At 42.4% G+C, this 22,911-nt stretch carries 19 protein-coding genes; 12 read left to right on the top strand and 7 right to left on the bottom strand.

Going from position 1 to position 22,911, the window contains the following annotated elements; genetic code table 11:
• The 7 genes from BMY70_RS15130 (at window position 1) to BMY70_RS15095 (ending at window position 8,041) form a co-directional block, all read left to right on the top strand.
• Entirely contained in the window at window positions 1-423 is a 423-nt protein-coding gene (locus BMY70_RS15130) for a rhodanese-like domain-containing protein (RefSeq protein ID WP_177197032.1), read from the top strand.
• A 28-nt stretch (window positions 424-451) separates the two neighbouring features.
• Complete coding sequence (locus BMY70_RS15125; protein WP_090336263.1) at window positions 452-2,182, top strand: tetratricopeptide repeat protein; 1,731 nt, start codon at window positions 452-454, stop codon at window positions 2,180-2,182.
• A 1,442-nt stretch (window positions 2,183-3,624) separates the two neighbouring features.
• Window positions 3,625-3,822: a hypothetical protein gene (locus BMY70_RS15115; protein ID WP_090336257.1), complete on the top strand. Its 198-nt coding sequence runs from the start codon at window positions 3,625-3,627 to the stop codon at window positions 3,820-3,822.
• 35 nt (window positions 3,823-3,857) lie between these two features.
• Window positions 3,858-4,337, top strand: coding sequence for a (2Fe-2S)-binding protein (locus BMY70_RS15110; RefSeq protein ID WP_090336255.1), 480 nt, complete (start codon window positions 3,858-3,860; stop codon window positions 4,335-4,337).
• 24 nt (window positions 4,338-4,361) lie between these two features.
• Complete coding sequence (locus BMY70_RS15105; RefSeq protein WP_090336253.1) at window positions 4,362-5,006, top strand: hypothetical protein; 645 nt, start codon at window positions 4,362-4,364, stop codon at window positions 5,004-5,006.
• 23 nt (window positions 5,007-5,029) lie between these two features.
• Window positions 5,030-7,189 carry a molybdopterin cofactor-binding domain-containing protein gene (locus BMY70_RS15100; RefSeq protein ID WP_143072105.1) on the top strand — a complete coding sequence of 720 codons (2,160 nt, stop codon included), beginning with the start codon at window positions 5,030-5,032 and terminating at the stop codon, window positions 7,187-7,189.
• A 480-nt stretch (window positions 7,190-7,669) separates the two neighbouring features.
• The gene (locus tag BMY70_RS15095; protein WP_177197031.1) at window positions 7,670-8,041 is read left to right on the top strand and encodes a hypothetical protein; all 372 of its coding nucleotides are present in this window, start codon (window positions 7,670-7,672) and stop codon (window positions 8,039-8,041) included.
• Between the two features lie 346 nt (window positions 8,042-8,387).
• On the opposite strand, the gene BMY70_RS15090 is transcribed toward BMY70_RS15095, so the two are convergent.
• Together BMY70_RS15090 and BMY70_RS15085 are read right to left on the bottom strand one after the other, a co-directional pair.
• Entirely contained in the window at window positions 8,388-10,157 is a 1,770-nt protein-coding gene (locus BMY70_RS15090) for a RagB/SusD family nutrient uptake outer membrane protein (RefSeq protein ID WP_229209618.1), read from the bottom strand.
• Between the two features lie 8 nt (window positions 10,158-10,165).
• The gene (locus BMY70_RS15085) at window positions 10,166-13,495 is read right to left on the bottom strand and encodes a SusC/RagA family TonB-linked outer membrane protein (RefSeq protein WP_090336246.1); all 3,330 of its coding nucleotides are present in this window, start codon (window positions 13,493-13,495) and stop codon (window positions 10,166-10,168) included.
• Between the two features lie 622 nt (window positions 13,496-14,117).
• Between BMY70_RS15085 and BMY70_RS15080 the strand changes: the two genes are divergently transcribed.
• A complete protein-coding gene (locus tag BMY70_RS15080) occupies window positions 14,118-14,705 on the top strand; it encodes a Crp/Fnr family transcriptional regulator (protein WP_090336572.1) in 588 nt (195 codons plus the stop codon).
• 28 nt (window positions 14,706-14,733) lie between these two features.
• Here BMY70_RS15080 and BMY70_RS15075 read toward each other — a convergent pair whose 3' ends face one another.
• Together BMY70_RS15075 and BMY70_RS30915 are read right to left on the bottom strand one after the other, a co-directional pair.
• Window positions 14,734-15,318 carry a hypothetical protein gene (locus BMY70_RS15075; RefSeq protein WP_177197030.1) on the bottom strand — a complete coding sequence of 195 codons (585 nt, stop codon included), beginning with the start codon at window positions 15,316-15,318 and terminating at the stop codon, window positions 14,734-14,736.
• Between the two features lie 427 nt (window positions 15,319-15,745).
• Window positions 15,746-15,892 carry a hypothetical protein gene (locus tag BMY70_RS30915; protein WP_177197029.1) on the bottom strand — a complete coding sequence of 49 codons (147 nt, stop codon included), beginning with the start codon at window positions 15,890-15,892 and terminating at the stop codon, window positions 15,746-15,748.
• A 103-nt stretch (window positions 15,893-15,995) separates the two neighbouring features.
• Here BMY70_RS30915 and BMY70_RS15070 point away from each other — a divergent pair, with 103 nt between their 5' ends.
• On the top strand, window positions 15,996-16,844 hold the full coding sequence (locus BMY70_RS15070) for a hypothetical protein (RefSeq protein ID WP_090336244.1): 849 nt from the start codon (window positions 15,996-15,998) through the stop codon (window positions 16,842-16,844).
• A gap of 10 nt (window positions 16,845-16,854) precedes the next feature.
• Here BMY70_RS15070 and BMY70_RS15065 read toward each other — a convergent pair whose 3' ends face one another.
• Together BMY70_RS15065 and BMY70_RS30910 are read right to left on the bottom strand one after the other, a co-directional pair.
• Window positions 16,855-17,523, bottom strand: coding sequence for a hypothetical protein (locus tag BMY70_RS15065; protein WP_090336242.1), 669 nt, complete (start codon window positions 17,521-17,523; stop codon window positions 16,855-16,857).
• Window positions 17,524-17,605: 82 nt separating this feature from the next.
• Window positions 17,606-17,923: a hypothetical protein gene (locus BMY70_RS30910; protein WP_090336240.1), complete on the bottom strand. Its 318-nt coding sequence runs from the start codon at window positions 17,921-17,923 to the stop codon at window positions 17,606-17,608.
• 658 nt (window positions 17,924-18,581) lie between these two features.
• Here BMY70_RS30910 and BMY70_RS15055 point away from each other — a divergent pair.
• Both BMY70_RS15055 and BMY70_RS15050 read left to right on the top strand, forming a co-directional pair.
• Window positions 18,582-19,640, top strand: a complete 1,059-nt coding sequence (locus BMY70_RS15055; RefSeq protein WP_090336238.1) for an alpha/beta fold hydrolase — start codon at window positions 18,582-18,584, stop codon at window positions 19,638-19,640.
• Window positions 19,641-19,934: 294 nt separating this feature from the next.
• Window positions 19,935-20,675, top strand: coding sequence for an SDR family oxidoreductase (locus tag BMY70_RS15050; RefSeq protein ID WP_090336236.1), 741 nt, complete (start codon window positions 19,935-19,937; stop codon window positions 20,673-20,675).
• A gap of 112 nt (window positions 20,676-20,787) precedes the next feature.
• On the opposite strand, the gene BMY70_RS15045 is transcribed toward BMY70_RS15050, so the two are convergent.
• A complete protein-coding gene (locus tag BMY70_RS15045) occupies window positions 20,788-21,183 on the bottom strand; it encodes a DoxX family protein (protein ID WP_090336234.1) in 396 nt (131 codons plus the stop codon).
• 444 nt (window positions 21,184-21,627) lie between these two features.
• Between BMY70_RS15045 and BMY70_RS15040 the strand changes: the two genes are divergently transcribed.
• Window positions 21,628-22,695: a branched-chain amino acid aminotransferase gene (locus BMY70_RS15040; RefSeq protein ID WP_090336231.1), complete on the top strand. Its 1,068-nt coding sequence runs from the start codon at window positions 21,628-21,630 to the stop codon at window positions 22,693-22,695.
• Window positions 22,696-22,911 lie beyond the last annotated feature (216 nt).

Here is a 22,911-nt window from a genome sequence, read left to right as displayed (position 1 = left end):
ATGAAAACTGTATTTTTAAGTATCGTATTATTACTATCAATAACCGTTAGTGTTTTTGCTCAAAACAAATCCAATGTAAAAGCAGAGGAATTTGAAAAAGCGATCAAAAAGAAAGGAATTCAGCTTTTGGATGTCCGCCGTCCTGCCGAGTATGAGGAAGGACATATCAAAGGCTCAAAGCTTGCAAACTGGGAAGATAAAGTTGAATTTGAAAAGCACGCACAGCATCTGGATAAGGATAAACCTGTTTACGTCTATTGCCGGAGCGGTAAGAGAAGCAGTGCAGCAGCTGATTATCTGTCGGAAAAAGGATTTACGAACGTAATCAATTTGGAGGGTGGTATTCTGGAATGGAAACAAGAAGGAAAAACGGTTGAAACCGACCAGAAGAGTCAGACAGCCGCAGCAGTTCCTCAACATTAATTATCAGTATTATATTAAAATCAGAAATATGAAATTTGCTCTTTTATTGTTTTGCCTTATTTCAATTAATGCAATTGCGCAGCGTGACAGACAGGGTGGAGCTCCCGCTGGTACTCATGACCACGCGAGCCATGTGGATGAAAATGAATTTGCACATAATCACCTGGATCATATACAGGCTTACCGTAAGGAAACCGCTTATGTCCATAACCTTCCGCCGGCTCAGTTTCTGGAAGGTATCGGGACTTCACATTTGAAAATTTCGACAAAATCGGAGCTGACACAGAAATATTTTAACCAGGGTGTTGCGCTGCTTCACGACTTCTGGGACTTTGAAGCTTATCGTTCTTTCAAGGAAGCGATTCGCCATGATTCAACAGCCATTATGCCATACTGGGGACTTTACAGTGCCATTGGAGCAACGGAAGGGACTGATTTTGATAACGATAAAAAACTGGCTGTAAAAAAGCTTAAAGAGTTAAAAAATAAGGCGTCAGAGCATGAGAATTTATACGCCGAAGCCATACTGTTAAGAGATTCTCCGGGTGAGAACAGCAAAAAGGAATACCAGAAAAAACTGGAAGTGCTGGTTCACAAATATCCTGATGATATTGATGCGAAATTGTTTCTGGCACTTAGCAAAATGACCGGATATGATGTAGAGCTGAATCCACGCGATGGTCAGATATATAGTGAATATCTGCTTCGCGACATTTTGAGATCAGACCCTGAAAATGCAGGTGCACACCACTACTGGATCCATTTAATGGAAAATTGTTGTCCAGAGGAAGCAATCAAAAGTTCAGAAAAAATAAGCCAGCTTACCCCGGGTGCTGCGCATATGGTACATATGCCGGGTCATGTCTATTACAAACTCGGTCAGTATCAAAAGGCACATAAAGCATTTTTAGCTGCGGTTGCAGTTGATTCCATTTACATGAAAAAACAGGGAATTCCTGAGGTCGATACCTGGAATTATATCCATAATATCAATTATCTTCTTTCGAACTGCGCCGAAGACGGACACTATCAAACCGGATTATACTATGCTGAAAAGTTACAGAATATGCCGGTGACAAAAGAACGAAAAGCAAAATATGAGGGAAGGTTTTTCTATCAGGGAATTGTGGCTCCTGCAAAAATGGAATTATGCTTTGGCTACTACAAAAAAGCTGCGGACCGTTTGAAGCTGATCAATGACAAAGACAGTATTTTTACTGGAAAAGCCATTGCTTATAAAGACGGATTGTACCTTTTTGCTTTGGGAATGGATGCGGTAAAAAGAAGCAAAGTGGAAGAAGCAAAGAAATATTCTGACGCGCTGGATGCTCATTTGTACAGAAACAGCACGCAATCTTCCCCGGACGATGTGATCGCTGCCAGAAGGTTGGGAGATTTAAATGTAGCATCTCTGGAATTACAGGGATTGATCAAAAGTCTTGAAAACAAGGATGATGAAGCAATTAAGATCCTTAACATCGCCCAGAAAAAGGAACACGATCTGGGTTACAGTGAGCCGCCATCTTATGCGCGTCCGGTTTTGATCAGTTTGGGTGAAGTATATCTGAAAGCAGGAAAATATGATCAGGCGATTAAGGCTTATCAGGATTTGGAGAAAAAACGCCCGGACAGCGCCAATGCATTGTGGGGTCTTTACAAAGTTTACAAGAAAAAAGGAGATGCTCCCAAAGTAAAACAATATGCCGACCAACTGACCGAAGTTTTAAAGGGAGGAGATAAATCTCTTTATCCTTTTTAGTTAAGTTCTTCCTCGGTGATCTATCTATATTAAATAATAGTTAAACGATACAGACAATACTTGAAGATTAACAATTAAGGACATCACATTTTCATATCTTATCTTGGTCAGAGGAGAAATTGGCATTATCCTTCTTTGTCAAAAAAATACTGTTTTCATCTGCTATTTTTCAGCTTTTTTATGTGGAAAGATGCATGTAGTTTTGATAGAAAGAGCACCATAATTCTTATCATTAACGGTGCTGGCTTTTAGTGGCATTACTTTCGTGATACTTCTGTTAGAAATATTTCCCTCGAATATAGTTACCTAATATTTGATTTTACGAATTGATTGCAGATGTGAAAATTTATATACTTTGGAACGTGAGAATTTTAATAGATCAATCAGAAATAATTTGAGTTTCGACATTCCGGGATATTGAATTGTTTAGTGTCTTAGTATCGAAATCAAATTTAATTTTGTACTTCTCTGGATTAGAAACATACATTGAAAATAGAACATATTTGATCAAATTATTCGGTTACCGAATCGGTTATCCAATTTGGTGAATATTTAAAATCAACGAATGAATGCGCTTTTTCGGTAGAAAAGATAATCCCAGCGGGATCACAAAAGGCACACGAAAGTGTGCATTTCTTGTTTAAAACGCATTGATTTTCAGCATATTTAAAAAAAAGCAGGTTATTCTGAATCAAGATAGAACCCACGCTTCCTTTTCAAGGCTTCTTTATAAGCTCAGTTATTACCCTATTATGAAAGATCAGCATGAGACTAAAATGATGCTTCTGGGGCAGAAGACAATTGTTGCATTGCAGATAAGTAGTGATATTTTAAAAAGACGCTATCAATTTAAGGAATCGCCTTTCCATAAAATTTCAATAGTGTTGCCTTTTTTCTGATAATATCCCATTTTATCCAAGGCGATCAGGACCTGGCTACATCCGTGGGTATAACAATGTGACTTTTTTCACGATTAAAAAGTGGCATATAAATCGGGATACTGAAAAAACTTTGTGCTGCATTTAGCGTATATACCCGGACGGCCCCTTCTTGATAATTTTCTTAGCTTTTCGACCTTTGGGAGAAGCCAGGTTAACGCCGTTTGCAAATCTGTTTTGCTATCTGTGTGAACATTGACAAGAAAATTAATTATAGCCAAAACATTATAGTGCCTAATCCGGTCAGCACCGGGTCTTAATGATTCAAGTATTTCATAACCATAGCCAAGGGATAAACTTATAATTACTGTTTTCCCAGATGTCAGACAGGGATCAATATTTTTGTCAGTGAACGAAAGGCAAAAGTATTAACAGATATTACCGGGGCAGCGGCTATGAAATTAGCCGATACGGACAAAAAAGAGGAGAGGGATCTGACCGAAATTTCCGAATTATCCGGCGTATGCGGGCAAATTAACAATTACAAAGCCATTTGGAATTTGCATGCCTTTTGGAGCCGGCCCGTCTCAATTTGCGGAGGCGATTTCCCTGATTGAATCGAAAATTGGAAAGTCTCAGGCCGATGCAGCCAGAGCTGTACTTAACAAAGTAACCGTAGCGGAAAATGACCACAATTGCAAGTGTCAATCTGTTAATCAGCGCTGCTCAGTTGTTGACGCGCGGCATTTTTTGATGGCGTGATTTTTTTGAAGAAAACTCAATAACAACTATTCACTATGGCGAAAATCACTTTAAATATCAACAAAAAAGAGTATCCTCTGGAAGCGGATCCTCAAATGCCGCTCCTGTGGGCTATCCGGGATCTGGCAGGTCTGAAAGGGACAAAATACGGCTGCGGCGTGGCGCAGTGCGGCGCTTGCGTGGTTCATCTGGATGGAGAAGCTGTTCGTTCATGTGTAACCAAAGTCAGCAGGGCGGTAGGCAAGCAGGTGGTGACGATCGAAGGTTTGTCGGAAACGAATTCTCACCCGGTACAAAAAGCTTGGCAGGAGATAGATGTTCCGCAATGCGGATATTGCCATTCGGGCCAGATTATGTCTGCGGTCGTTCTGCTGCGTGAAAAACCGAACCCGACTGACCAGGATATTGATGATGCTATGGCGGGTAATATTTGCCGGTGTGGCACCTATCTGCGTATTCGCGCAGCAATCCATTTGGCTGCGGATGAGCAGAAGAAGGCAGCACCACAAGGCTAATCCCGTTCACCTAAATCTTAAGATATGATGCAAGATCCAAAAAACGGAAAAATTAATTTCGTTTCGATGAAGACAGCTACGGTCCTCTCCGTACTGTTATTTGTGATAGCCATAGGAGCGTCTGCTTTTAGAAAAGACGAAACTCCTGTGAAAGAGCTTACATTGAGCATGATCAACAAAGATAGTGTCGAGTCTGTGAAAGCATTTGAGACAGTTTACAAAGTGTTGATGAGTTCAAGATGTATGAATTGCCATCCCGCCGGCGACATACCATTGCAGGGAGATGACAGTCATTTGCACGCGATGGCGCCAAAACGTGGCGTAGAAGGCAAGGGCGTATACGCGATGAAATGTTCGAACTGCCATCAGGAAACCAATACGCCCGGATTGCATACACCTCCTGGAAATCCCGAATGGCATTTACCGCCAGCGGCAATGAAAATGGTTTTTCAGGGGAAAAGTGCCCATGAACTAGCCAAGCAACTGGTTGACAAAAAACAAAATGGCAATAAGGATATCAAAAAGCTGATCGAACACGCCGATGATGGATTGGTTCTTGCAGGGTGGAACCCGGGCGAAGGACGGACTTTGCCACCGGTAAGCCACGCTGAATTTAAAAAAGCATGGCTGACATGGATTAATAAAGGTGCTTATGCGCCCAAAAAATAACAAGGTTTAAAAGACACTTTACCATGATAGACGAACAAACAGTATCAAGAAGAAATTTTCTTAAAACTTCGGCCCTGACCAGCGCCGTATTCTCGCTGGGCTTTTATTGGCCAGGTAGCGGGAAAGCTGCGAAAATCGTCAATGCTGCCGAAGCGAATAATTTCGGGGTAGAGATGAATTCCTGGGTGCATATCGATAAGTCAGGCAAGGTAACGATTTTCGACCATCGTGCTGAAATGGGACAAGGTTCTTACCAGGCAGTTCCACAGATTGTTGCAGAAGAACTGGAAGTCAACCTCAACGAAATAAGTGTTGTTTTTGCCCAGGGCGATGCTAAAAAATATGGAAATCAGGTTACTGGCGGCAGCTCGACGGTACGAGGGTCTTACAAGAATCTTCTGAAACTAAGTGCTACGGCGCGGGAGATGCTGATCCAGGCTGGGGCAACGAAATGGGGTGTGCCGAAAATTGAATGCCATGCAGAGGCTGGACATGTTATTCACAAGCCCTCCGGAAAGCGGATGCATTATGGCGAACTTGTCGAAGCAGCATCAAAACTGGAAGCGCCAAAAGACGTGGTTCTGAAAAAACGTGCAGACTACAAGCTTATAGGAAAACCGTTACGCCGGCTGGATACGCCGATGAAGACTAATGGAACGGCGGTATTTGGATTGGATAAAATGATTCCGGGTATGCTGTACGCGGCCGTTGAGCGTAATCCAAGATTGCGGGGAAAGGTAAAAAGCTTTGACGACTCCAGAACCAGGCTGATTCCGGGGGTAAAAAATGTCTTCAAGGTAAAAATGGGTGTTTTTAATACCTACCGGGAAGGTGTGGCCGTGGTAGCAGATTCTACCTGGGCGGCCATTCAGGGTAAAAAGGCCTTGAAAGTGGAATGGGACGATACAGGATTTGAACATCTGGACAGCGAAGAAATTTATAAACGTCAGGCCGAAGCGTTAAAAACCCAGGAAGGTTTAGCATTTAAAAAGCAAGGTGAGCCGAATGAAATTATAGCAAAAGCAACGAAAAAGATTGACGTTACTTACGAAACGCCATACCAATATCACGCAGCCATGGAGCCGCTTAACTGCGTGGCTCATTACCAGGAAGACAAGCTGGAAATATGGGGGCCGATCCAGGCACCGGAATGGGTACAGGACTATATTAGTAAGGAAATGTCCATCTCCAAAGAAAAAGTGATTGTAAATATGACTTTTTTAGGCGGAGGTTTTGGACGGAAAGCATTTATGGATTATCCGCATGAAGCGGCTGTAATTTCTAAGGAGATAAAAGGGCCGGTTCAGGTTGTATGGACGAGGGAGGACGATGCCACGCAAGGACCATTCAGACCTGGAATTACGTACCGGTGTGAAGGTGTGATCAAAGATGGAGAAATTGATGCTTTTAAAGTAAAACTTGCTGGTCAAAATAACAGCCACTGGCGCGGAGGGAAGAAGGACGTACCAAACGGAAGTGCCTCGGAAGGTTTTCTTAAGCCGTACACGGATTCTATTAAGAACCTCGCCATCATGGATATTCCATTTGAAACACCGATTCCGACTATGTGGTGGCGTTCTGTCTACGCATCTACGAATGGTTTTGCTTATGAAAGTTTTTTGGATGAACTGGCGCACGAGGCAGGAAAAGATCCGCTGGATTTTAGGCGCGCCTATTTGAAAGAAGATCGTTTACAAAAGCTCATTGATAAAATTGAAGAAGTCTCTGGCTGGAAAAGCCGGAAAAAGGGTGAGGGATTTGGTGTGGCCATCACGGAATGTTTTTCCAGTACGGTAGCTCAGGTTGTAAAAGTATCAAAGCTGGAAACCGGCGGCGTAAAAGTCGACAAGGTCTGGGCAGTCATGGATTGCGGCTGGTATGTAAATCCTGATACGATCAAAGCACAGATCGAAGGCTCTGTGGTGATGGCATTGGGTGCCGCAACGATCCATCAGGTTAAATTTAAAGATGGTATGGCGGTGGATAATAATTTCAGCACCTACCAAATGCCACGCATCGCTGACATTCCTCCGATTGACATTCATATCATGGACAATGACGCCGATGCGGGTGGGGTAGGAGAGCCAGGGCTGCCGCCGTTTGCACCTGCCCTTACGAATGCGATTTTCGATTTGACCGGGAAGAGGGTGAGGAAATTGCCGTTTAGTTTATTGGGGGTATAATTACGACGCTATCTGTTTTGTGCTTCCTGACGATGCTCAAAACAGATAGCTTCCGGATGCGCGATTAATGCGGATAATAATTTCCATCTACTCTTAACCAGAAGTTAAATAAAATTGGTAGAATGTAGTCGCGATAAAAATATAATCACTGCAGCGGACCCAACATAAAAGTCTCATCTTAAAGCTTCCTGGAATATTCTTTCTCCGACAAAGCGAAAAAAAGATGTTGCCAGACTGCATGAAGGCAGCTAAGCGGAGCACTAACTTCGAAAGAAGAACAGATATAGAAGATGATCATCATTCCTCGTATAAATGCATCTTGCAATACTTCTTTGGAGACGCATCGCAAGGTGGGGCTAAATTTAAACGATGTTTTACGCTCATATAAAATTATCATTTTTCTAAATATGAAAATGATAAGATTTATCTTTACTTTTCCTTTAACTGTTATCAAAAGTCACAACAAATCCCACAATCCGTATGAAAACAAAATACTACATCTTCCTGATGCTTATTGTGATGAGCCTATTCTCAATTGCAGCGCGACAATCATCCACAGCTGACGACCTGGTCGGAACCTGGAAATACGTGATCAGCGATGTCCCCGCTGAATACCAAAACGGATCTTTGGTATTTGAGCAAAAAGAAAATAAAACGGTCGGATACGTTGAAAGTTCTGAAAAGAATGAAATGAAAGACTTAACAGTTGATCAGGGAAAAATTACGTTCAAAACAGAAAACCAGAGTGGTGAATTCAAATATAGCCTGATGCAAAAAGGCGATACATTAACCGGGACGATCGCATCTCAATATGGGGATTTTGGGATAGTAGCTGTAAGACAAGGTAAGTAACCTTTTATGTCTTTCATCAAGTTTTTTGAAATTCTTTTTTTGTGAACTGGAAAAACAAAAATAAGGCAACTGACTCTGAGGCTGGTTGCCTTATTTATTTTGTCATTGTTGAGGTACACTTTGTCCAAAACGACTTGGATCCTGCTTGATTAAAAGGCCTCCCTTTCCATCATTCTTGGAGTTGTTCAACTTTGTCTGACAACTAATTTTAATTTTAGAAAACCAAAGGAGATATATTGATGCTGGTCCATCAGTCTAAATTTCCATTAAATTAAATTTCTCCGTAAAAAAAAGAGAAGCCAGATTAACAGAACGTCGATCTGGCTTCTCTTTTCGGTTTAATAAACTACCAACCAGGATTCTGACCTAATTCCGGATTACGGATACGGTCGGTTTCAGGGATTGGATATAAATATTTCTTATCTGCCCATTCGCGCTGGCCGGGATTCCAGATCACTTCACCTGATGTCCCTTTTGACAACTGGATACGTCCCACAGCCGTAGAAGGGGAAACGTCGACGAAAGCAATTCCTGCTGTCGAAGAAGTTGGTTTTGTACCCTGGTAAAAATATACATCATTTTTTCCATCACTATTTAGATCCAGCTCGCCCAGTCCGGGTACATACATTCCGTTGAGAGATGCACTCTGGAAAAGGTTTCCCAATTTCCATCTTCTCAGGTCGTCCGGCCGAAGTCCTTCGAAAACCATTTCAGTACCTCTTTCTCTGAGTACTTCGAGCAATACAGGATTATTGAACTTCCCGGCGAAGAACGATACCATGTAGGGATCTGCGGCTGTCGGAACAGTTGTCAAAGTAGCACCGGAGATGCCAGCTCTCCTGCGCAGTGCGCCGATTGTATTTGTCCATTCAGAAGAAGTCATTTTATCTAGCTCAGCCAGAGCTTCTGCTTTGTTTAGCAGCACTTCAGCCCAACGCATGACGATGTGAGCATTATCATTCCGGCTTTCATCATCAAAAGGAAACCGCTCGTCATAACACCATTTAATCGGCTGATAACCTGTGTAGGTCTGGCTGAAATTGGGAGGAGAAATGACGGGCAGACCGTTTTCAGTACGCGTGTAGTCACCGGTGCGGATCGTTTGTTTTAAACGCAGGTCGCGGTTTTTAACTTCCTCCGCAAACGGCTTCGTTTCATAACCCGCACTACTTGTGAACGGTGTTCCATCCAGATTCAGGTAAGTGTTGACGAAACGACGCGTAAGACTTGGACGGTTACCGTAGGTCGGGCTGATAAAACGGCGATTGGCGGAGCTATATACCTGCAAGCTGGCGCTTAATGCCACTGAAAGAATCGTTTCATCGGTGTAAGCTGTTTTGGTAATAAACATTTCGCGGTAAGCTCTGTCAGGCACACTCGTATGCAGGGTATAACCGGAGATAGCATTAGCCTCCTTGACTACCTCTTCATACCAGGCATTTGCGGTCGACTGCTTGTTATCTTCGGTATGATATTTTCGCCATGACGCCTCAAACAATGCGATACGGGTTTTATAGGCGCGGGCAACATTTTTAGTGATACGCGTCACCGAAGCATCAGAGGTCAATGTAATATTTTCGATTGCATAATTCAGATCGGCCAGTACCTTGTCCATAACCTCGTATCGATTCATTCGTTTGCCGTACAACGTCGCTTCGTCTTTTACATCAATGGTCTTGTCAACCCAAGGTACATCGCCGAATCTTTTCACCTTATCAAAATAAAACAAGGCTCTGAAAAAGCGGGCTGTCCCCAAATAATGGTTTTTGGTCGGGACAGTGCTTTTTTCTGCATTTTCGATAAAATAGTTGATATTCCGAAGGTCAGTCCAGCTCCATCCGCTGCTCGTCACCGGGCTTAGGGCATTTACTGCCAGATAGTCATCAACACCATTGCGGGCTACCAGATCCGAGTTGTCGTCGATCTGGAATACCCCGACATCCGTGTTGGGAAGCAAATTGTAAAAAGACCCAACATAAAGGTCCAGACCGCTTTCCGAACCGAAAACGGCTTCATTTGTGGCGGTATCAACAGGCACCTCGGTAAGGTCGCAGGAGCTTGCCGTCGCCAACAGCATCACAGCAAGTGTATAACTGATTATTTTTTTAGTCTTCATAAATTGCATTAAAAATTAAGTGACAACCCAATTGACACAGATTTAAGCATCGGATAGTTGTATCCATCACCAGAATTGCTTGGATTGACTGTATTGCTTGCGAGATCGCGGTCAGATCCGTAAATATTGGTTACATCGGTATCGCGCGTCCATTTGTAGAGTGGTGACCATGTCCAGATGTTCTCTCCGGAAATATAAACTTTCATATCGCGGGCGTGAATTTTCGAGGAAATACGCTCTGGAATAGTGTAACCTACCTGAAGGTTTCTCAGACGGATATAGCCCACATTTTGCATGAAACGATCGTTCGCTACTTGCAGCGAGCGGCCTGTTCCCTGTGCAATATAACCTACCAGACGCGGCAGGTATGCATCGAAGTTACCTAACTCTTCGCGGTACATGTTGTCCTGCTGCCAGCGCGGGTATGAGTTGTAAGGACGGTTGTATTGTCCCCAAAACCGAGCTTCTGCGGACGGGTACCAGTTTTGTTTGAGAACTCCCTGAAAAAAACTGCCGATAAAGAAACCATTCCAGTCTCCCGACAAGTTTACTCCGTATGTGTAGCGAGGTTCCTTATTTCCGATAATGGTTTTGTCTCCTGAGTTTCCAACACGGTTCAAGCCTTGATAGATGACGTTATCGCCGTCCAGATTTTGAAATTTGATATCGCCTGGATAGTTTTTCCGGGTATTTGTGTTCGGAATATTGCTTTGAGAAGGAGAATTGGCTATTTCATCCTGAGACCTGAACAGACCTGCAACCTTGTATCCCCAGATTTCACCTACACGTTGCCCCTCATAATAATCCGTTAAGTTCTTGTCCGGATTATTGTACTTTGTGATCGTTGCTTTGTAATCAGCCAGGGTCAGGCGCACGTTGTAATGAAAAGGCTTGGAAGCCATATTGAACTGATCATCCCAGTTTATCGAAAGCTCCCATCCGTTGGTTTTAAGATCTGCGTAGTTACCAAATGGAACGGCCGTGCCATAGATCGCAGGAACGGTTGGTCCAACGGTGAACATATCGGTTGTTTTACGTTGGTATATATCACCGGAAAATTGAAGGCGGCTATTAAGCGCATAGAAATCAAGACCGAGGTTGGCAGTTGTTGAAGTTTCCCAGGTCAAACCGTTTGGCACTACACCAGGCTGACTGGTTGTTTGCGGACGGATGCCATTGATGACACGGCCAGACTGCACAATGTCGAACTTCTCGTTAAATGCATAAGGAGAAATATTACCGTTACCCAATGAACCATAAGAGGCACGAATCTTGACGTTTGAAAGCACTTTCGGATCAACTTTCCAGAATGGCTCCTCTGAAACGCGCCATCCCGCAGATACAGAAGGGAAGAAAGCCCATTGCTGATCTGTTGGGAATTTCGAAGATCCATCATAGCGGCCATTAACTTCAAGCAAATAGCGTTCGCGAAAATTATAATTCAAGCGGAAAAATCCACCGGCAACAGCCCATTTTCGGTAACCACCGGTTGTGGTAATGCTTTGTCCCAATGCAAGGTTTATGTCGTCCGCGCCACTGTATACGATTCCATTACGCTGTGCATTCAAATTTGTCGTGATTGACCGCTCATAATTGAATCCGCCAAGCAACGTGAAGTTATGCGTGTTGTTAAACGATTTGACGTAATCTGCATAAAAGTTGGTAGCCAGATAGTTGATCGTGTTTCTACCCTCAGCAATATCGTTGGTGTTCGTACCTGTATAACCAATAATGCCTTTCGTGCGGCTGTAAGGTACCTGAACCCGATTTTGCTGGGTTGCAAGATCTGTGCTCTGGAACGTCATATTGGCTTTAATAGTCAATGCTTTTTCGAAGAACTGCGCTTTTAATGCAGTTTGGTTCTTCAAAAAACGCTGTGTTTGGTCTATGGCATTACGTCCATAGTAGTAGTCTCCAACAGTATAGGCAGCTGAATAGGATAATGTCCCATCCGGGTTAAGCAGCGGTGCTAACGGATGTCCCTCATCAGCAATATTACGGTAGATCCCACTCCCTTCACCAACGTTGATAGGCTGGTGATACTTCATTTGTGAATACTCAGTGTTGTTGTCTACGCGCAGCCACGGAGTCAGCTGAACACCACCTTTACCACGGAAGTTATACATGCTGTATTTATCGGTATTGTAGCGGAACAAACCATCCTGATTATTGAAACGGCCACTCAGCAGATAGGTAGCTTTGTCGGTACCACCGGCGATAGAAAGTGCATGATCCTGTGCGCTGAGACGTTTTTTGTATAACTCCTTGTACCAGTCAGTGCTGTAATAATATTGATATTCACCCGTAGACGGATTTACTTCGACCTTGGGCAGAGATGGGTCCTCATATCGTCTTTTGATCTCGGCCAGATATGCAGGGGAGAAGCTGATGGTTTTATTAATCGCCGTCGGCGTGCTTCCGTTATCGTTCCAGCGTGACCATGCATCGCTGAAACCCTGTGCCCATGGGTAAGAATCTACGATATTGTCAGGAACTTCGGTAGGTGCTTTTATTGAATAGTTGGCAGAATATGAAACCCTCATTTTACCTTCCGGGGCCGGCTTGGTTGTGATGAGCACAACACCGAAAACTGCCCGGGCTCCGTAAATAGATGCGGAGGCCGCGTCTTTAAGTACAGAAATACTTTCAATATCTTGTGGGTTCAGCATACGGGGATCACCTTCCACTCCGTCGATTAGTACAAGGGCACTTCCCTGCTGACCGATCGACGTTGTACCACGCACGTTGAATGTAGGCGATTGTGTCGGTTTGCCATCAAACATCCGGATATTCAGATTGGGTACAACACCCACCAAACCCTGTGCAAGGTTAGGAATTGGACGATTTTGTAACACTTCCTGGCCCACCTGGTCCACTGCACCGGTCAGGTTTACTTTCTTTTGTGTTCCATAACCTACCACAACGACCTCATTCAGAGATTTGCTGTCGGCTTTCAGCGCAATATCAATAGTGCTGCGCGTGCCGGTCTCAATCTCCTGACTGTTGTAACCCACATAGGAAAATACCAGTATAGCACCGCCCTCTGGAATGTCCAGGGTATAATTACCTCCCGCGTCAGTGACAGTTCCAACCTGGCTTCCTTTGATTATAACATTAACACCAGGAATTCCGTCAGGTGTGTCACCGTCAGTTACCTTACCTTTTATCTGTCTGTCGGCACGGGCCAGGTTTTGCAAACTGGCTTTTATTTTGCACTCTGTTGTGAAAGGTGAATTTGCCAAGCTTACAGTGCTGACCATTGCGATCAACGCCACTTGGGCAACCGATTTGGATAAGGTGTCCGTGACCCTGGACATCCTCCTTTTACATCGATACATAGGAGTAGATTTTTTGTATTGGAAATAAATTAAGTGAAATACAGGGTCAAAATTATGTAATCCTTTTTAGCTCGAGTTTTGGATAATGCTGATTTAACAATATGATAATTTAGCCCTGTTAGAAATCTGGTCTTTTGATATTTTGAGGTTTTTTTAGAATTAATATCTTGGTAGTAAGATTATTATATGCTGATACGTAGTTGATATGCGAAAGACGCATTTAGATTTTTCCAAGTATGGTTAAAATTATATTATGCAGAAAGTAGGGTTTATGAACCTTGCCCGTGTTCGCTTTTTCATTTAGTCTGGCGTTGTAGAGGAATCACCGGGAGCAATATTTATCGCTGAATGTACACTAAACTATTCAAGCTGATTGATCCGGATAGACAGATGTAAATTATATGGATGTTTGAAGTCTTCCTGGTAATCAGAAGGCTCAGATAAATCCTGGATAGTTTCAGTAATTTCCTGTCTTTATCGTTACTTGAAGTAAAAAATACTGCTAATTTTAACTTAGGTTAAAATCTGTCGGAATGTTTCTGTCTAAATTCGACTTCTTTCGACCGCTGTGTTATTCACAAGAGCGGATGCTAATAATGAATTTAATTATTTTGTTACTGAAATGGCCGATAAAAACGAAATTATAGCCAGGCATTTGAGTCAGTTCGCTCCGTTGACAGAAAAAGATATTGTCGGGAGTCAGTCATTTTGGAAACCGAGGAATATCAGGAAGGGGGATTTTTTCAACATGCAAAGTATGGTTTGCAATGATCTTGGATTGGTGGTCAAAGGAATTTTCCGGATTTACTATCGTGACCCCAAAACTGAGATCGATAAAAATCTATTCTTTTTTTTCGAAAATCAGTTTGTCGTTTCTTTCAGAAGTTTTATTTCCCGCAATCCTTGCTGGTATTTTATTGAAGCGATGGAAGATTCAGAAATCGTTTTCATATCCTACAAGGACTTAAACGGGTTGTATGAAAACAATCCAAACTGGGCACAATTCGGCAGGCTGCTGGCAGAATTATTTTTCGCATACGCTCAGACCCGGGCAGAAGAATTTATGTTTTATTCACATGAAAAGCGTTATTTGAGATTGCTGGAAGAACGTCCCAATATTATCGAGCGCATTCCTGCTTATCATATATCCTCTTATCTTGGTATTACAAATCCGTCACTGAGCCGTATTCGAAAAAGATTAAAAAAATAAAGCCAGGCACGACGCCCGGCAAATTGCTTTAAGAGATGACAGATTCTGCTGTTTTGGGGATTCGAAAAGCTGAAAGCAGGTAATAAAAAGCACCAAAGGCTGCATATCCGGCCAGACTTGCGATGCCCATCGTGGGGGCACTGGCCAAAACTATGAAAGAAATACCTGCGATAACCGATTGTCCTCCGCTTATGATCATGGGCCATTGCCCGCCGATCGACTTTCTACGAATCAAGCCCATTAGCAATTGGATAATTCCGGTAAGAACTGCCCAGCATCCGAAAACACGCAAAGCTTCCGAAACCCCGGTTTGTAGCGCGATGCCGACTGCCACAGCGGTTATAAGGCTGATGACAGCATTTATGTATTGCGGGGTGGCCGTGGTATTATTTTTATTAGCACGGATATCAAGAAGGGTGCCGAATACGTCCCAAATGGGATAAATGACAAGCAGGACCTTACCAAATTCCGGCGAGTCTTTACTGAAAATGCTAACGAGGACTACCCAAATAATTGAGAACGCTGCACGGGTAAAATAAAGCGATCGTAAGGCGCGAGAGGTCTCGGCGGTAGCACTGTTAGTTGATCCGTTGAAAAAGGGTGATGATGACATGACTGTAAATTTAAAATGTTTATTACCCCAAAGTTGCAGCCTTGTTTTGATCATATTTTTCACCTAAGTTAAAAACGAATACAAATTTGCCGGAATCAACCATACTTTATTCAGGATGGCCAGTTTGATTCACATTCCCGTCGACTTCGAAAATTATTCAGTGTATTAAATAATTGATTTTTTAAGTAAACGGGCTATCCGCCGCGATATGCAAGCGAATAGTTAGCTGAAATAATGACGGGAAATTGGTTTCGCATTAAAATTTATTCCCTTCCAAATCACGGCGAAGCAGCACGAACATAATTCCTGCACGATCGATGAACAGATATGATGACGTGCCGGAAAAAACATCGGCAAATCTGTTGATTAGGTCCGATGAATTAAATTTATTTCTTCATTTGCGACATTCGCAATGCTTTGTAGATTCTTAGCCTTTTCTAAATTTTCCACTGATAAAATAACCGTTTCCAGCCGTTTGTCCCGGTTGGTTCGTGTGTAAATGTGCTAAGACATTTTCGATATTTCTGTCATTAAAATCTTCATAGAGCTGCCTCAGGATTTCTGATAAGTCCATTTTTAAAAGATGTTTAGATCGATTGACGGAAACAAAAAATAAAACTGATCCAACCTTTTATAACCATACTTTGTCCTGGTAAAGTAATAGCTCATCTAATATTATGAAAAGTACTTTATCCTTCCTGTTGATTGTTTTCGTATCTGTCACAATCAGTTGTAAAGACCGGGATCCCGGTATTTATTTTATAGACCAGACAGGGCTTGACTTGTATTGGCACCACACTTTTGGGTTAGATAAGGGTAGGTACATCTTGTTTGGTTTTTCGAGCGCAGAAACGCAGTCTGATGAGTTTGAGCTGAAATTTGACTATACTATCAAGGGAAGGGAAATTCTTATAAAACTCCGGGAAACTGTTTCCAAAGGAAAATGTCCGGAATTTCCTGGGTCGTGGGGAAAGGAATGTACTTCAAATGGAACAGTTTTTATTCCGGAAAACGCGCTGTCACAAGGACAATATAAATTTATACTGGAGATAGAAGGCCGTAAAGTGACATCAACACTTACGATTGATCCGGAAAAGTACACAATACAAATCCCGCAGAACGACCTTTTGAGTAGCCGGATATCAGCTGTATATCCAGTACCAAAAAATTTGCTTTTTGGCTCGATTGGATTTGTTGGCGGCACAGATGAGAACCTGGCCAGAACATTAATTTCCGAGCTGGAAAAACTGGGATTAACACCCGTCACAGTTCCAGATTATCCGTACCCCGACCTGGATGCAGTTCATTCAAAGCATTTGGAAAAAGAATTCCGCGAACCGAATAATTATTCAATATCGATTCTCATGAACCTCAACGCGACGGATGCTAAAACTGTATTCGAGAAGGTTGCGGCATATTACGAAGCAACCGACAAAAAGTTGCGAATCGGATTGTATTGCAGCAATAATATGGAGCAGATTAACGGAGGACCCGGCGACCAACTGACAGAATTTTATAAGAAGTGATGCCTTCTGTTTAGATTCTGAGAAAACTGTAAGCCAGTTTTATAGAGTATCCTTGTCGGATTATGTAGTGGTTGCCCATAGCACTCGCCTTATCAGAAGAAAAATCCTTTGTCAGGTTTCTTTGGTATTCTGCCGACAATGCGAAAGATCTGTACTTTATTCCGATAGCACCAATCCCGGACGGGACAAAACGATCGTAAGCGTAAGCGCCGGGATGATATTTTGATTTTGTACCGTTCCGCTTTTCTGAAAAGCCCAGGAACCAGTCAGCCTGAATTCCTATTTCTACTAAAGGTTGAATTTTCCATTGATCAGTTATATATTTTCGGGCCCTCATACTTCCGAAAATATTGTGATATCTTGTATCTGTTATCCATACATCCGCAGTGCGTGAACACTCGCAGAGATCCTGTGTGTTGTTGGCCCTGCCATACTCAAAATTTGCGATCAGTGAAATTGGGGCAAACTTTTTCTCTGCGAAGAGTCCGATACCAAACGAATTGTCCGAACTGAATTTATATGAATCGTACGGGGCGTTATATGTTATTTTATAGTAGTCCTTCCCATAACGGCCCAATAAACCAAAATCCCAGGTCTTTGTATCCTGACCTAGTAAATCTGTGGTTGAAATACTTGTTAGCAGCACGATTTTGAGCAGGATGGTATAATGCAGGTTCATACTTTTCTGGATTAGGTCAATCAAAATTTAATAGCCAACATTATGTGTTATGATCGTATGGTTTGGAATTTTGGTATAGTAGTCAGGAAGGAGATAGTTGCACGGGCAGCTTGGCCGCCATGGGCGAGCTGAATATCATATGCCAGGAAATTTGAGGTACCTTTCTGAAATATTCTAAAAAATGACTTTGCGACTGAATTCTGAGAGAAATAACGCTAACCTTTTTGTTGATATTTATGAAATACCTGGTCGTTTTGAGTGCTTCATAGCCCGCAATACCTTCCTTACATGAATGCATATAAACTTCCTCAGCTTTGCATTCAGTTGAGCCGGTTGAGATACTAATGAACAGTATCATGAATGCGAATGAGCAGGAAGGACATATATCTTTATTGATCATGAAGTTGTACCGGATTTTTGAGACAGTCCGGATTTATATAAAATTAGTTAATCCATAAGTTTGTGCAAAGACAAATTTAATGAACATTGGTTGTAATATTTGCAGAATATTTGGATAAAGTCGAGATGAACTTGCAGGTATTCAATAAAGAAATTTCAGTGAAAAGGCTCAAAGTTTTGCTTCTCTAGCTGGATCCGGACTTAGGAATATTAACACTCAGTCCATAGATTAATGAACACTGAAAATATTATTCAAAATTACTTCAGCCTGAATCCTGTCCGGATCACCCCCTAACGTGCCGGCCTGAATCCTAATCTATTGTTGTAAGATAAGTTATGATCCTAGTTTTGAATCAGAAGAGGACTGAAATAATTTTCATTACCAATAAGCATATATTATGAAATTTTTAATAACAAAAGTAACGAGACCTATGGCCACATGGCTGCTTGGGTTTGCGTCAATACTTTCTATTGCCATGGCAAAGTTCGAACGGGACCCTCAAAATTGCGGCACAATGCTGGTGGAGTTGAAGAGGAAATCTGCCCGACCATGTAAAGAATGATAAAGGATTTGCTCAATCTGGCTTCGGGACGTTGCTCAATGAATAATCAAACGCCATTTATTTCAATAGATCTAACAAAAAAGAAAAAATAAAAATATGAAATCCTACTCAAAATCCTGCTGCTGTTTTTCTGGTGTTATTTTTGTATTCTTCGCTATGTTTCAGCTATTTGCGCTTGTGCCAGCAACTGCCCAGGTACAGCAACGAATTAGCGATACTAATAAAATCAGCAACCAGTCTGACGATCCATTTAATAAGATAAAACAAGTCAAGACCACTTTGCTGGACATTGGCTACGTAGAAGCAGGCCCTTCGGATGGTGAGCCCGTTCTGCTGATCCATGGCTGGCCTTATGACATATACAGCTATAAAGATGTATCAGAAATATTAGCGAACAAAGGGTTCAGGGTGTTTATTCCTTATTTGCGCGGTTATGGAAGCACAAGTTTTTTATCCGCTTCAACTCCACGTAACGGACAGCAATCAGCGCTGGCGGTGGACATGATTGAGTTCCTTGATGCCCTGAACATAAAAAGTGCCATCATAGGAGGTTTTGACTGGGGCGCGCGTACGGCTGATATTATGGCAGCCTTATGGCCCTCCCGTGTGAAAGGGCTGGTTTCTGTGAGCGGTTACCTAATTGGAAGCCAGAAAGGAAACAGCGCGCCGTTGAAACCGAAAGACGAACAGTCCTGGTGGTATCAGTATTATTTCGCGACTGAGCGCGGAGCCGCCGGATATCAGGTTAATACAAATGAATTTAACAGACTGATCTGGAAAACAGCATCACCAACATGGAAATTTAGCGAAGAAGTTTTTAAGCGTTCTGCGGTTTCTTTTAGCAATCCGGACCATGTTAAAATTGTCATAGACAACTACCGCTGGCGTCTGGGGCTTACAAAGGGCGAAGCCAGATACGATGAGCTCGAGATTAAGCTTGCCGCGACGCCGCCAATTACGGTACCATCGGTTACCCTTGAAGGAGACGCCAATGGTGCTCCGCATCCTGAACCCGGCACTTATGCAATTCGTTTCAAGGGTAAATATTCGCATCATACTATAACCGGTGGAATCGGACATAATTTACCGCAGGAGGCACCGCAGGCTTTTGCAGATGCAATTCTGGAAGTGGCAGATTTGTCGACGGCAAGATAAAACCTTGTTAAATTCGTCCCTTTGAAGTAGCAGAAATTTATCCTGGTGATTTGTTCTAAACTGCCTGATATTTTGTTCAGCATTGAAAGCGGATTTATGGCCGGAGTTTCTTTTGTCTGACTGACAAAGGAGACTCCGGCTTTTGCTCTTTAAGGACTTCACAGTTTGCAGGTTTAGAAAAATTTCCTTTTAGAAAAATTTTTGAAGATCATGTATAGTGGTATCATAGAGTATACTGGTAACAAAGTTATATCAATGACTTTTTACCTTTGCTTAAATTTAAACAAGAAAAAGATGGAAACTTTGAAAGGAAAAAAAGCATTGGTTACAGGTGGCAATAGTGGCATTGGTTATGCGGCAGCGAAAGAATTAAAGGCACAGGGAGCAGAAGTAATTATAACCGGGAGACGTGAAGATGTGGTCAGCCAGGCAGCTTTGGAACTTGGCGTAACCGGCTTTGTCAGTGATCAGAGCCAGGTTGCTGCGATTGAAGCATTGGTGGTGAAAGTAAGCGAAAAATTTGGTAAGCTTGATATTCTATTCATAAATGCAGGTGTGCTTGGAGGAGCTGGTATTGAAACTGCCACTGAAAGTGACTTTGATTATGTGATAGATGTCAATTTCAAAGGCGCTTATTTTACGTTGAGCCGCTTTATACCACTATTGAAAGACGGCGCATCTGTGGTGTTTTTATCTTCAAATGTTGTTAGTATGAGCGGAGCCAATTCATCAATCTATACCTCAAGTAAGGCGGCCCTTAATGCTGTCATGAAAATTGCAGCGGTAGAGCTTGCTCCAAGAAAAATCCGGGTTAACGCCGTCAGTCCGGGACCTACGCAGACCGAGATTTTAAACAAAATGGGATTAGATCCTTCCTCACGGAAAGCATTGGACGACTGGATGATCGAAAGAATTCCATTAAAGCAGATTGGCAGCGCAGATGATGTTGCCAAATTAGTCGCTTATTTCTCCGGTGACGCAGCTGGATTTATCACGGGCGCGGAAGTCGTAATTGACGGTGGAATGAGTCTGTAACAAACATCGAATTAAACAAGGTGAAGCGAAGCTATTTCATGGCTTCGCTTCACTTTGTTTAATTCGTCTCTAATTTGACTGGCTTAAAGGTGCCCCATATCTGGGCGAGCCACTAATTCCGTTGTAAAAATGTGGTCTGATATGATACGCGGAATAGCTTCCGGAACATTGTATACGTAATGCTGACCATGATAAATGCAATGACGGCATCCGTGGTGGAGGGTAGGCCCAATACTGCCAGTTTTGAAAAAAAGGCAAATATTATATCAAAAAAGATACCGGCAAAGACCCATTCTTTAAGCCTTAACAAGCGGTTTGGTAAAAGAAGCACTGCCACTCCGGAAACTTTTGCGAAGCCAAGGATATAAATAAAATGAGCAGGGTAGCCAAGTTGTTGGGTAATTTCCCAAACCAGGGGATTTTTTGTCAATTCAAAAAAACCGCTGGCACCGAACCATAAAGAAGTTAAAACTACGCCGGCCCAATAGATTGTTTTCTTTGTTTTCATGATCTTTTAGTTTTTATGTTTCTGTCGTAAAGGTGAAGCGGTTTCGGTCAACTGGATAGCGAAACAAACTTGAAACAGGCGAACGAACTTCTGAATTGGACGATTGGAGCCGTCAGAGCAACATCTCCTTTGCTACCACAGATGTTTTCCGTCGTTTAATCAGATAAGTATGGATATTTAAAGATGATGGATCGGCTGTCAGGGTATCTGTACTCCTCCAAAATATTTTATCTGTATCTGTTTATAGTCATCCGAACATGAGAGCTTTACATTATATCAGGAGATTAAGTTCTATAACACACCCAGATGTATATGAAACTCGATTTTAAAAACTTACGTAATAAAGTTGTCTTATAAATTGTTGTTATGCTAATTAAAATTATTTAGATTGCGTTTCATCACAAATAATGAAAAATTTAAAATTTCACTATCAATTAAAGGCTTATGACTGCCGCAACATTTCCCTTAGAAATTACGCAAACAAAAAGGTCAGGTTTGCAGGAGGTTGACTTCAACAACCTTGGTTTTGGTCGGATCATGTCTGACCATATGTTCGTTGCCGACTATGACAATGGGCAATGGCAAAATTCACGTATAGTCCCCTACGGAGATCTTTCTTTAAGTCCGGCAACGGCTGCTTTGCATTATGGGCAGGCGATTTTTGAAGGAATGAAGGCCTATAGAACACAGGAGGGAGACACGCTCCTTTTCCGCGCGCTGGACAATTGGAACCGGTTGAATAAATCAGCCGAAAGAATGTGCATGCCGACAATCCCCGAAGAAATTTTTATGGGAGGTTTAACGGAGCTGATCAGGCTAGATTCTGACTGGATACCTTCGGCGGAAGGATGTGCACTTTACATTCGTCCTTTTATGTTCGCAACGGACCCATTCATTGGTGTAAAGCCATCGGATACATTTTCGTTTATTATCTTTACCGGGCCTGTTGCGGCGTATTTTGCAAAACCTCCAAGGGTAAAAATAGAAACACACTTTATTCGTTCGGCAGAGGGAGGCGTTGGGGGAGCGAAATGTGCTGGTAACTATGCCGGCTCCCTTTACCCCGCAAAACTTGCCCAGCAGGAGGGCTATGATCAGCTGATCTGGACGGATGCGCGAGAGCATGCATATATTGAGGAATCGGGAGCGATGAATGTAATGTTCGTAATGGACGGAAAATTGGTCACGCCCTTTGTTTCAGATACTACACTAGATGGTATCACCCGAAAAACAATTGTTGCGATAGCACATCACTGGGGAATTCCGGTAGAAGAGCGCAAAATTTCCGTAGACGAAATAATAAAGGCGATAAAAGAAGGGCAACTGGAATCTGCGTTCGGATCGGGAACTGCTGCGGTGGTTTCTCATATCGAAGCGATTGGTTTTAAGGGAGTTGACTATGAACTTCCGGCTGTTAAAAAAGACTCCTTCGCACAGAAGGTCAAAGATTATCTGGGCGATATTTATACCGGAAAGGCAGAGGATATTTTCGGTTGGACATTAAAAATATAGCCGGAGTAATTTTAGTGGTTAAGTGGATGTAAATTCTGACATCCGCTTAATCATAAGTGCATTTTGTATGGCAATCAAACAATATTTATATACCATCATTACAAGTATCCTAACATCATAAAACTGACTGACAGATAAACCTGGTGCCAATTCTATGTGTGCCAATAGAGTTAAAAATTTCCGGTTATGAAATGTATTCTCATCGTTGGAAGAGGC

The sequence above is a fragment of the Dyadobacter koreensis genome, assembly GCF_900108855.1.
In the GTDB taxonomy this organism is placed as follows: Bacteria; Bacteroidota; Bacteroidia; order Cytophagales; family Spirosomataceae; genus Dyadobacter; species Dyadobacter koreensis.
This window is presented reverse-complemented; position numbering and strand designations above follow the sequence as displayed.

What these genes read in the sequence shown, in the direction of transcription:
- BMY70_RS15125 (WP_090336263.1), top strand. Translation starts at nt 452, where the DNA reads ATGAAATTTGCTCTTTTATTGTTTTGCCTTATTTCAATTAATGCAATT.
- BMY70_RS15070 (WP_090336244.1), top strand. Translation starts at nt 15,996, where the DNA reads ATGAAAAGTACTTTATCCTTCCTGTTGATTGTTTTCGTATCTGTCACA.
- BMY70_RS15050 (WP_090336236.1), top strand. Translation starts at nt 19,935, where the DNA reads ATGGAAACTTTGAAAGGAAAAAAAGCATTGGTTACAGGTGGCAATAGT.
- BMY70_RS15100 (WP_143072105.1), top strand. Translation starts at nt 5,030, where the DNA reads ATGATAGACGAACAAACAGTATCAAGAAGAAATTTTCTTAAAACTTCG.
- BMY70_RS15105 (WP_090336253.1), top strand. Translation starts at nt 4,362, where the DNA reads ATGATGCAAGATCCAAAAAACGGAAAAATTAATTTCGTTTCGATGAAG.
- BMY70_RS15080 (WP_090336572.1), top strand. Translation starts at nt 14,118, where the DNA reads ATGGCCGATAAAAACGAAATTATAGCCAGGCATTTGAGTCAGTTCGCT.
- BMY70_RS15065 (WP_090336242.1), bottom strand. Translation starts at nt 17,523, where the DNA reads ATGAACCTGCATTATACCATCCTGCTCAAAATCGTGCTGCTAACAAGT.
- BMY70_RS15095 (WP_177197031.1), top strand. Translation starts at nt 7,670, where the DNA reads ATGAAAACAAAATACTACATCTTCCTGATGCTTATTGTGATGAGCCTA.
- BMY70_RS30915 (WP_177197029.1), bottom strand. Translation starts at nt 15,892, where the DNA reads ATGGACTTATCAGAAATCCTGAGGCAGCTCTATGAAGATTTTAATGAC.
- BMY70_RS15040 (WP_090336231.1), top strand. Translation starts at nt 21,628, where the DNA reads ATGACTGCCGCAACATTTCCCTTAGAAATTACGCAAACAAAAAGGTCA.
- BMY70_RS30910 (WP_090336240.1), bottom strand. Translation starts at nt 17,923, where the DNA reads ATGATCAATAAAGATATATGTCCTTCCTGCTCATTCGCATTCATGATA.
- BMY70_RS15055 (WP_090336238.1), top strand. Translation starts at nt 18,582, where the DNA reads ATGAAATCCTACTCAAAATCCTGCTGCTGTTTTTCTGGTGTTATTTTT.
- BMY70_RS15090 (WP_229209618.1), bottom strand. Translation starts at nt 10,157, where the DNA reads ATGAAGACTAAAAAAATAATCAGTTATACACTTGCTGTGATGCTGTTG.
- BMY70_RS15045 (WP_090336234.1), bottom strand. Translation starts at nt 21,183, where the DNA reads ATGAAAACAAAGAAAACAATCTATTGGGCCGGCGTAGTTTTAACTTCT.
- BMY70_RS15075 (WP_177197030.1), bottom strand. Translation starts at nt 15,318, where the DNA reads ATGTCATCATCACCCTTTTTCAACGGATCAACTAACAGTGCTACCGCC.
- BMY70_RS15130 (WP_177197032.1), top strand. Translation starts at nt 1, where the DNA reads ATGAAAACTGTATTTTTAAGTATCGTATTATTACTATCAATAACCGTT.
- BMY70_RS15085 (WP_090336246.1), bottom strand. Translation starts at nt 13,495, where the DNA reads ATGTATCGATGTAAAAGGAGGATGTCCAGGGTCACGGACACCTTATCC.
- BMY70_RS15115 (WP_090336257.1), top strand. Translation starts at nt 3,625, where the DNA reads ATGCCTTTTGGAGCCGGCCCGTCTCAATTTGCGGAGGCGATTTCCCTG.
- BMY70_RS15110 (WP_090336255.1), top strand. Translation starts at nt 3,858, where the DNA reads ATGGCGAAAATCACTTTAAATATCAACAAAAAAGAGTATCCTCTGGAA.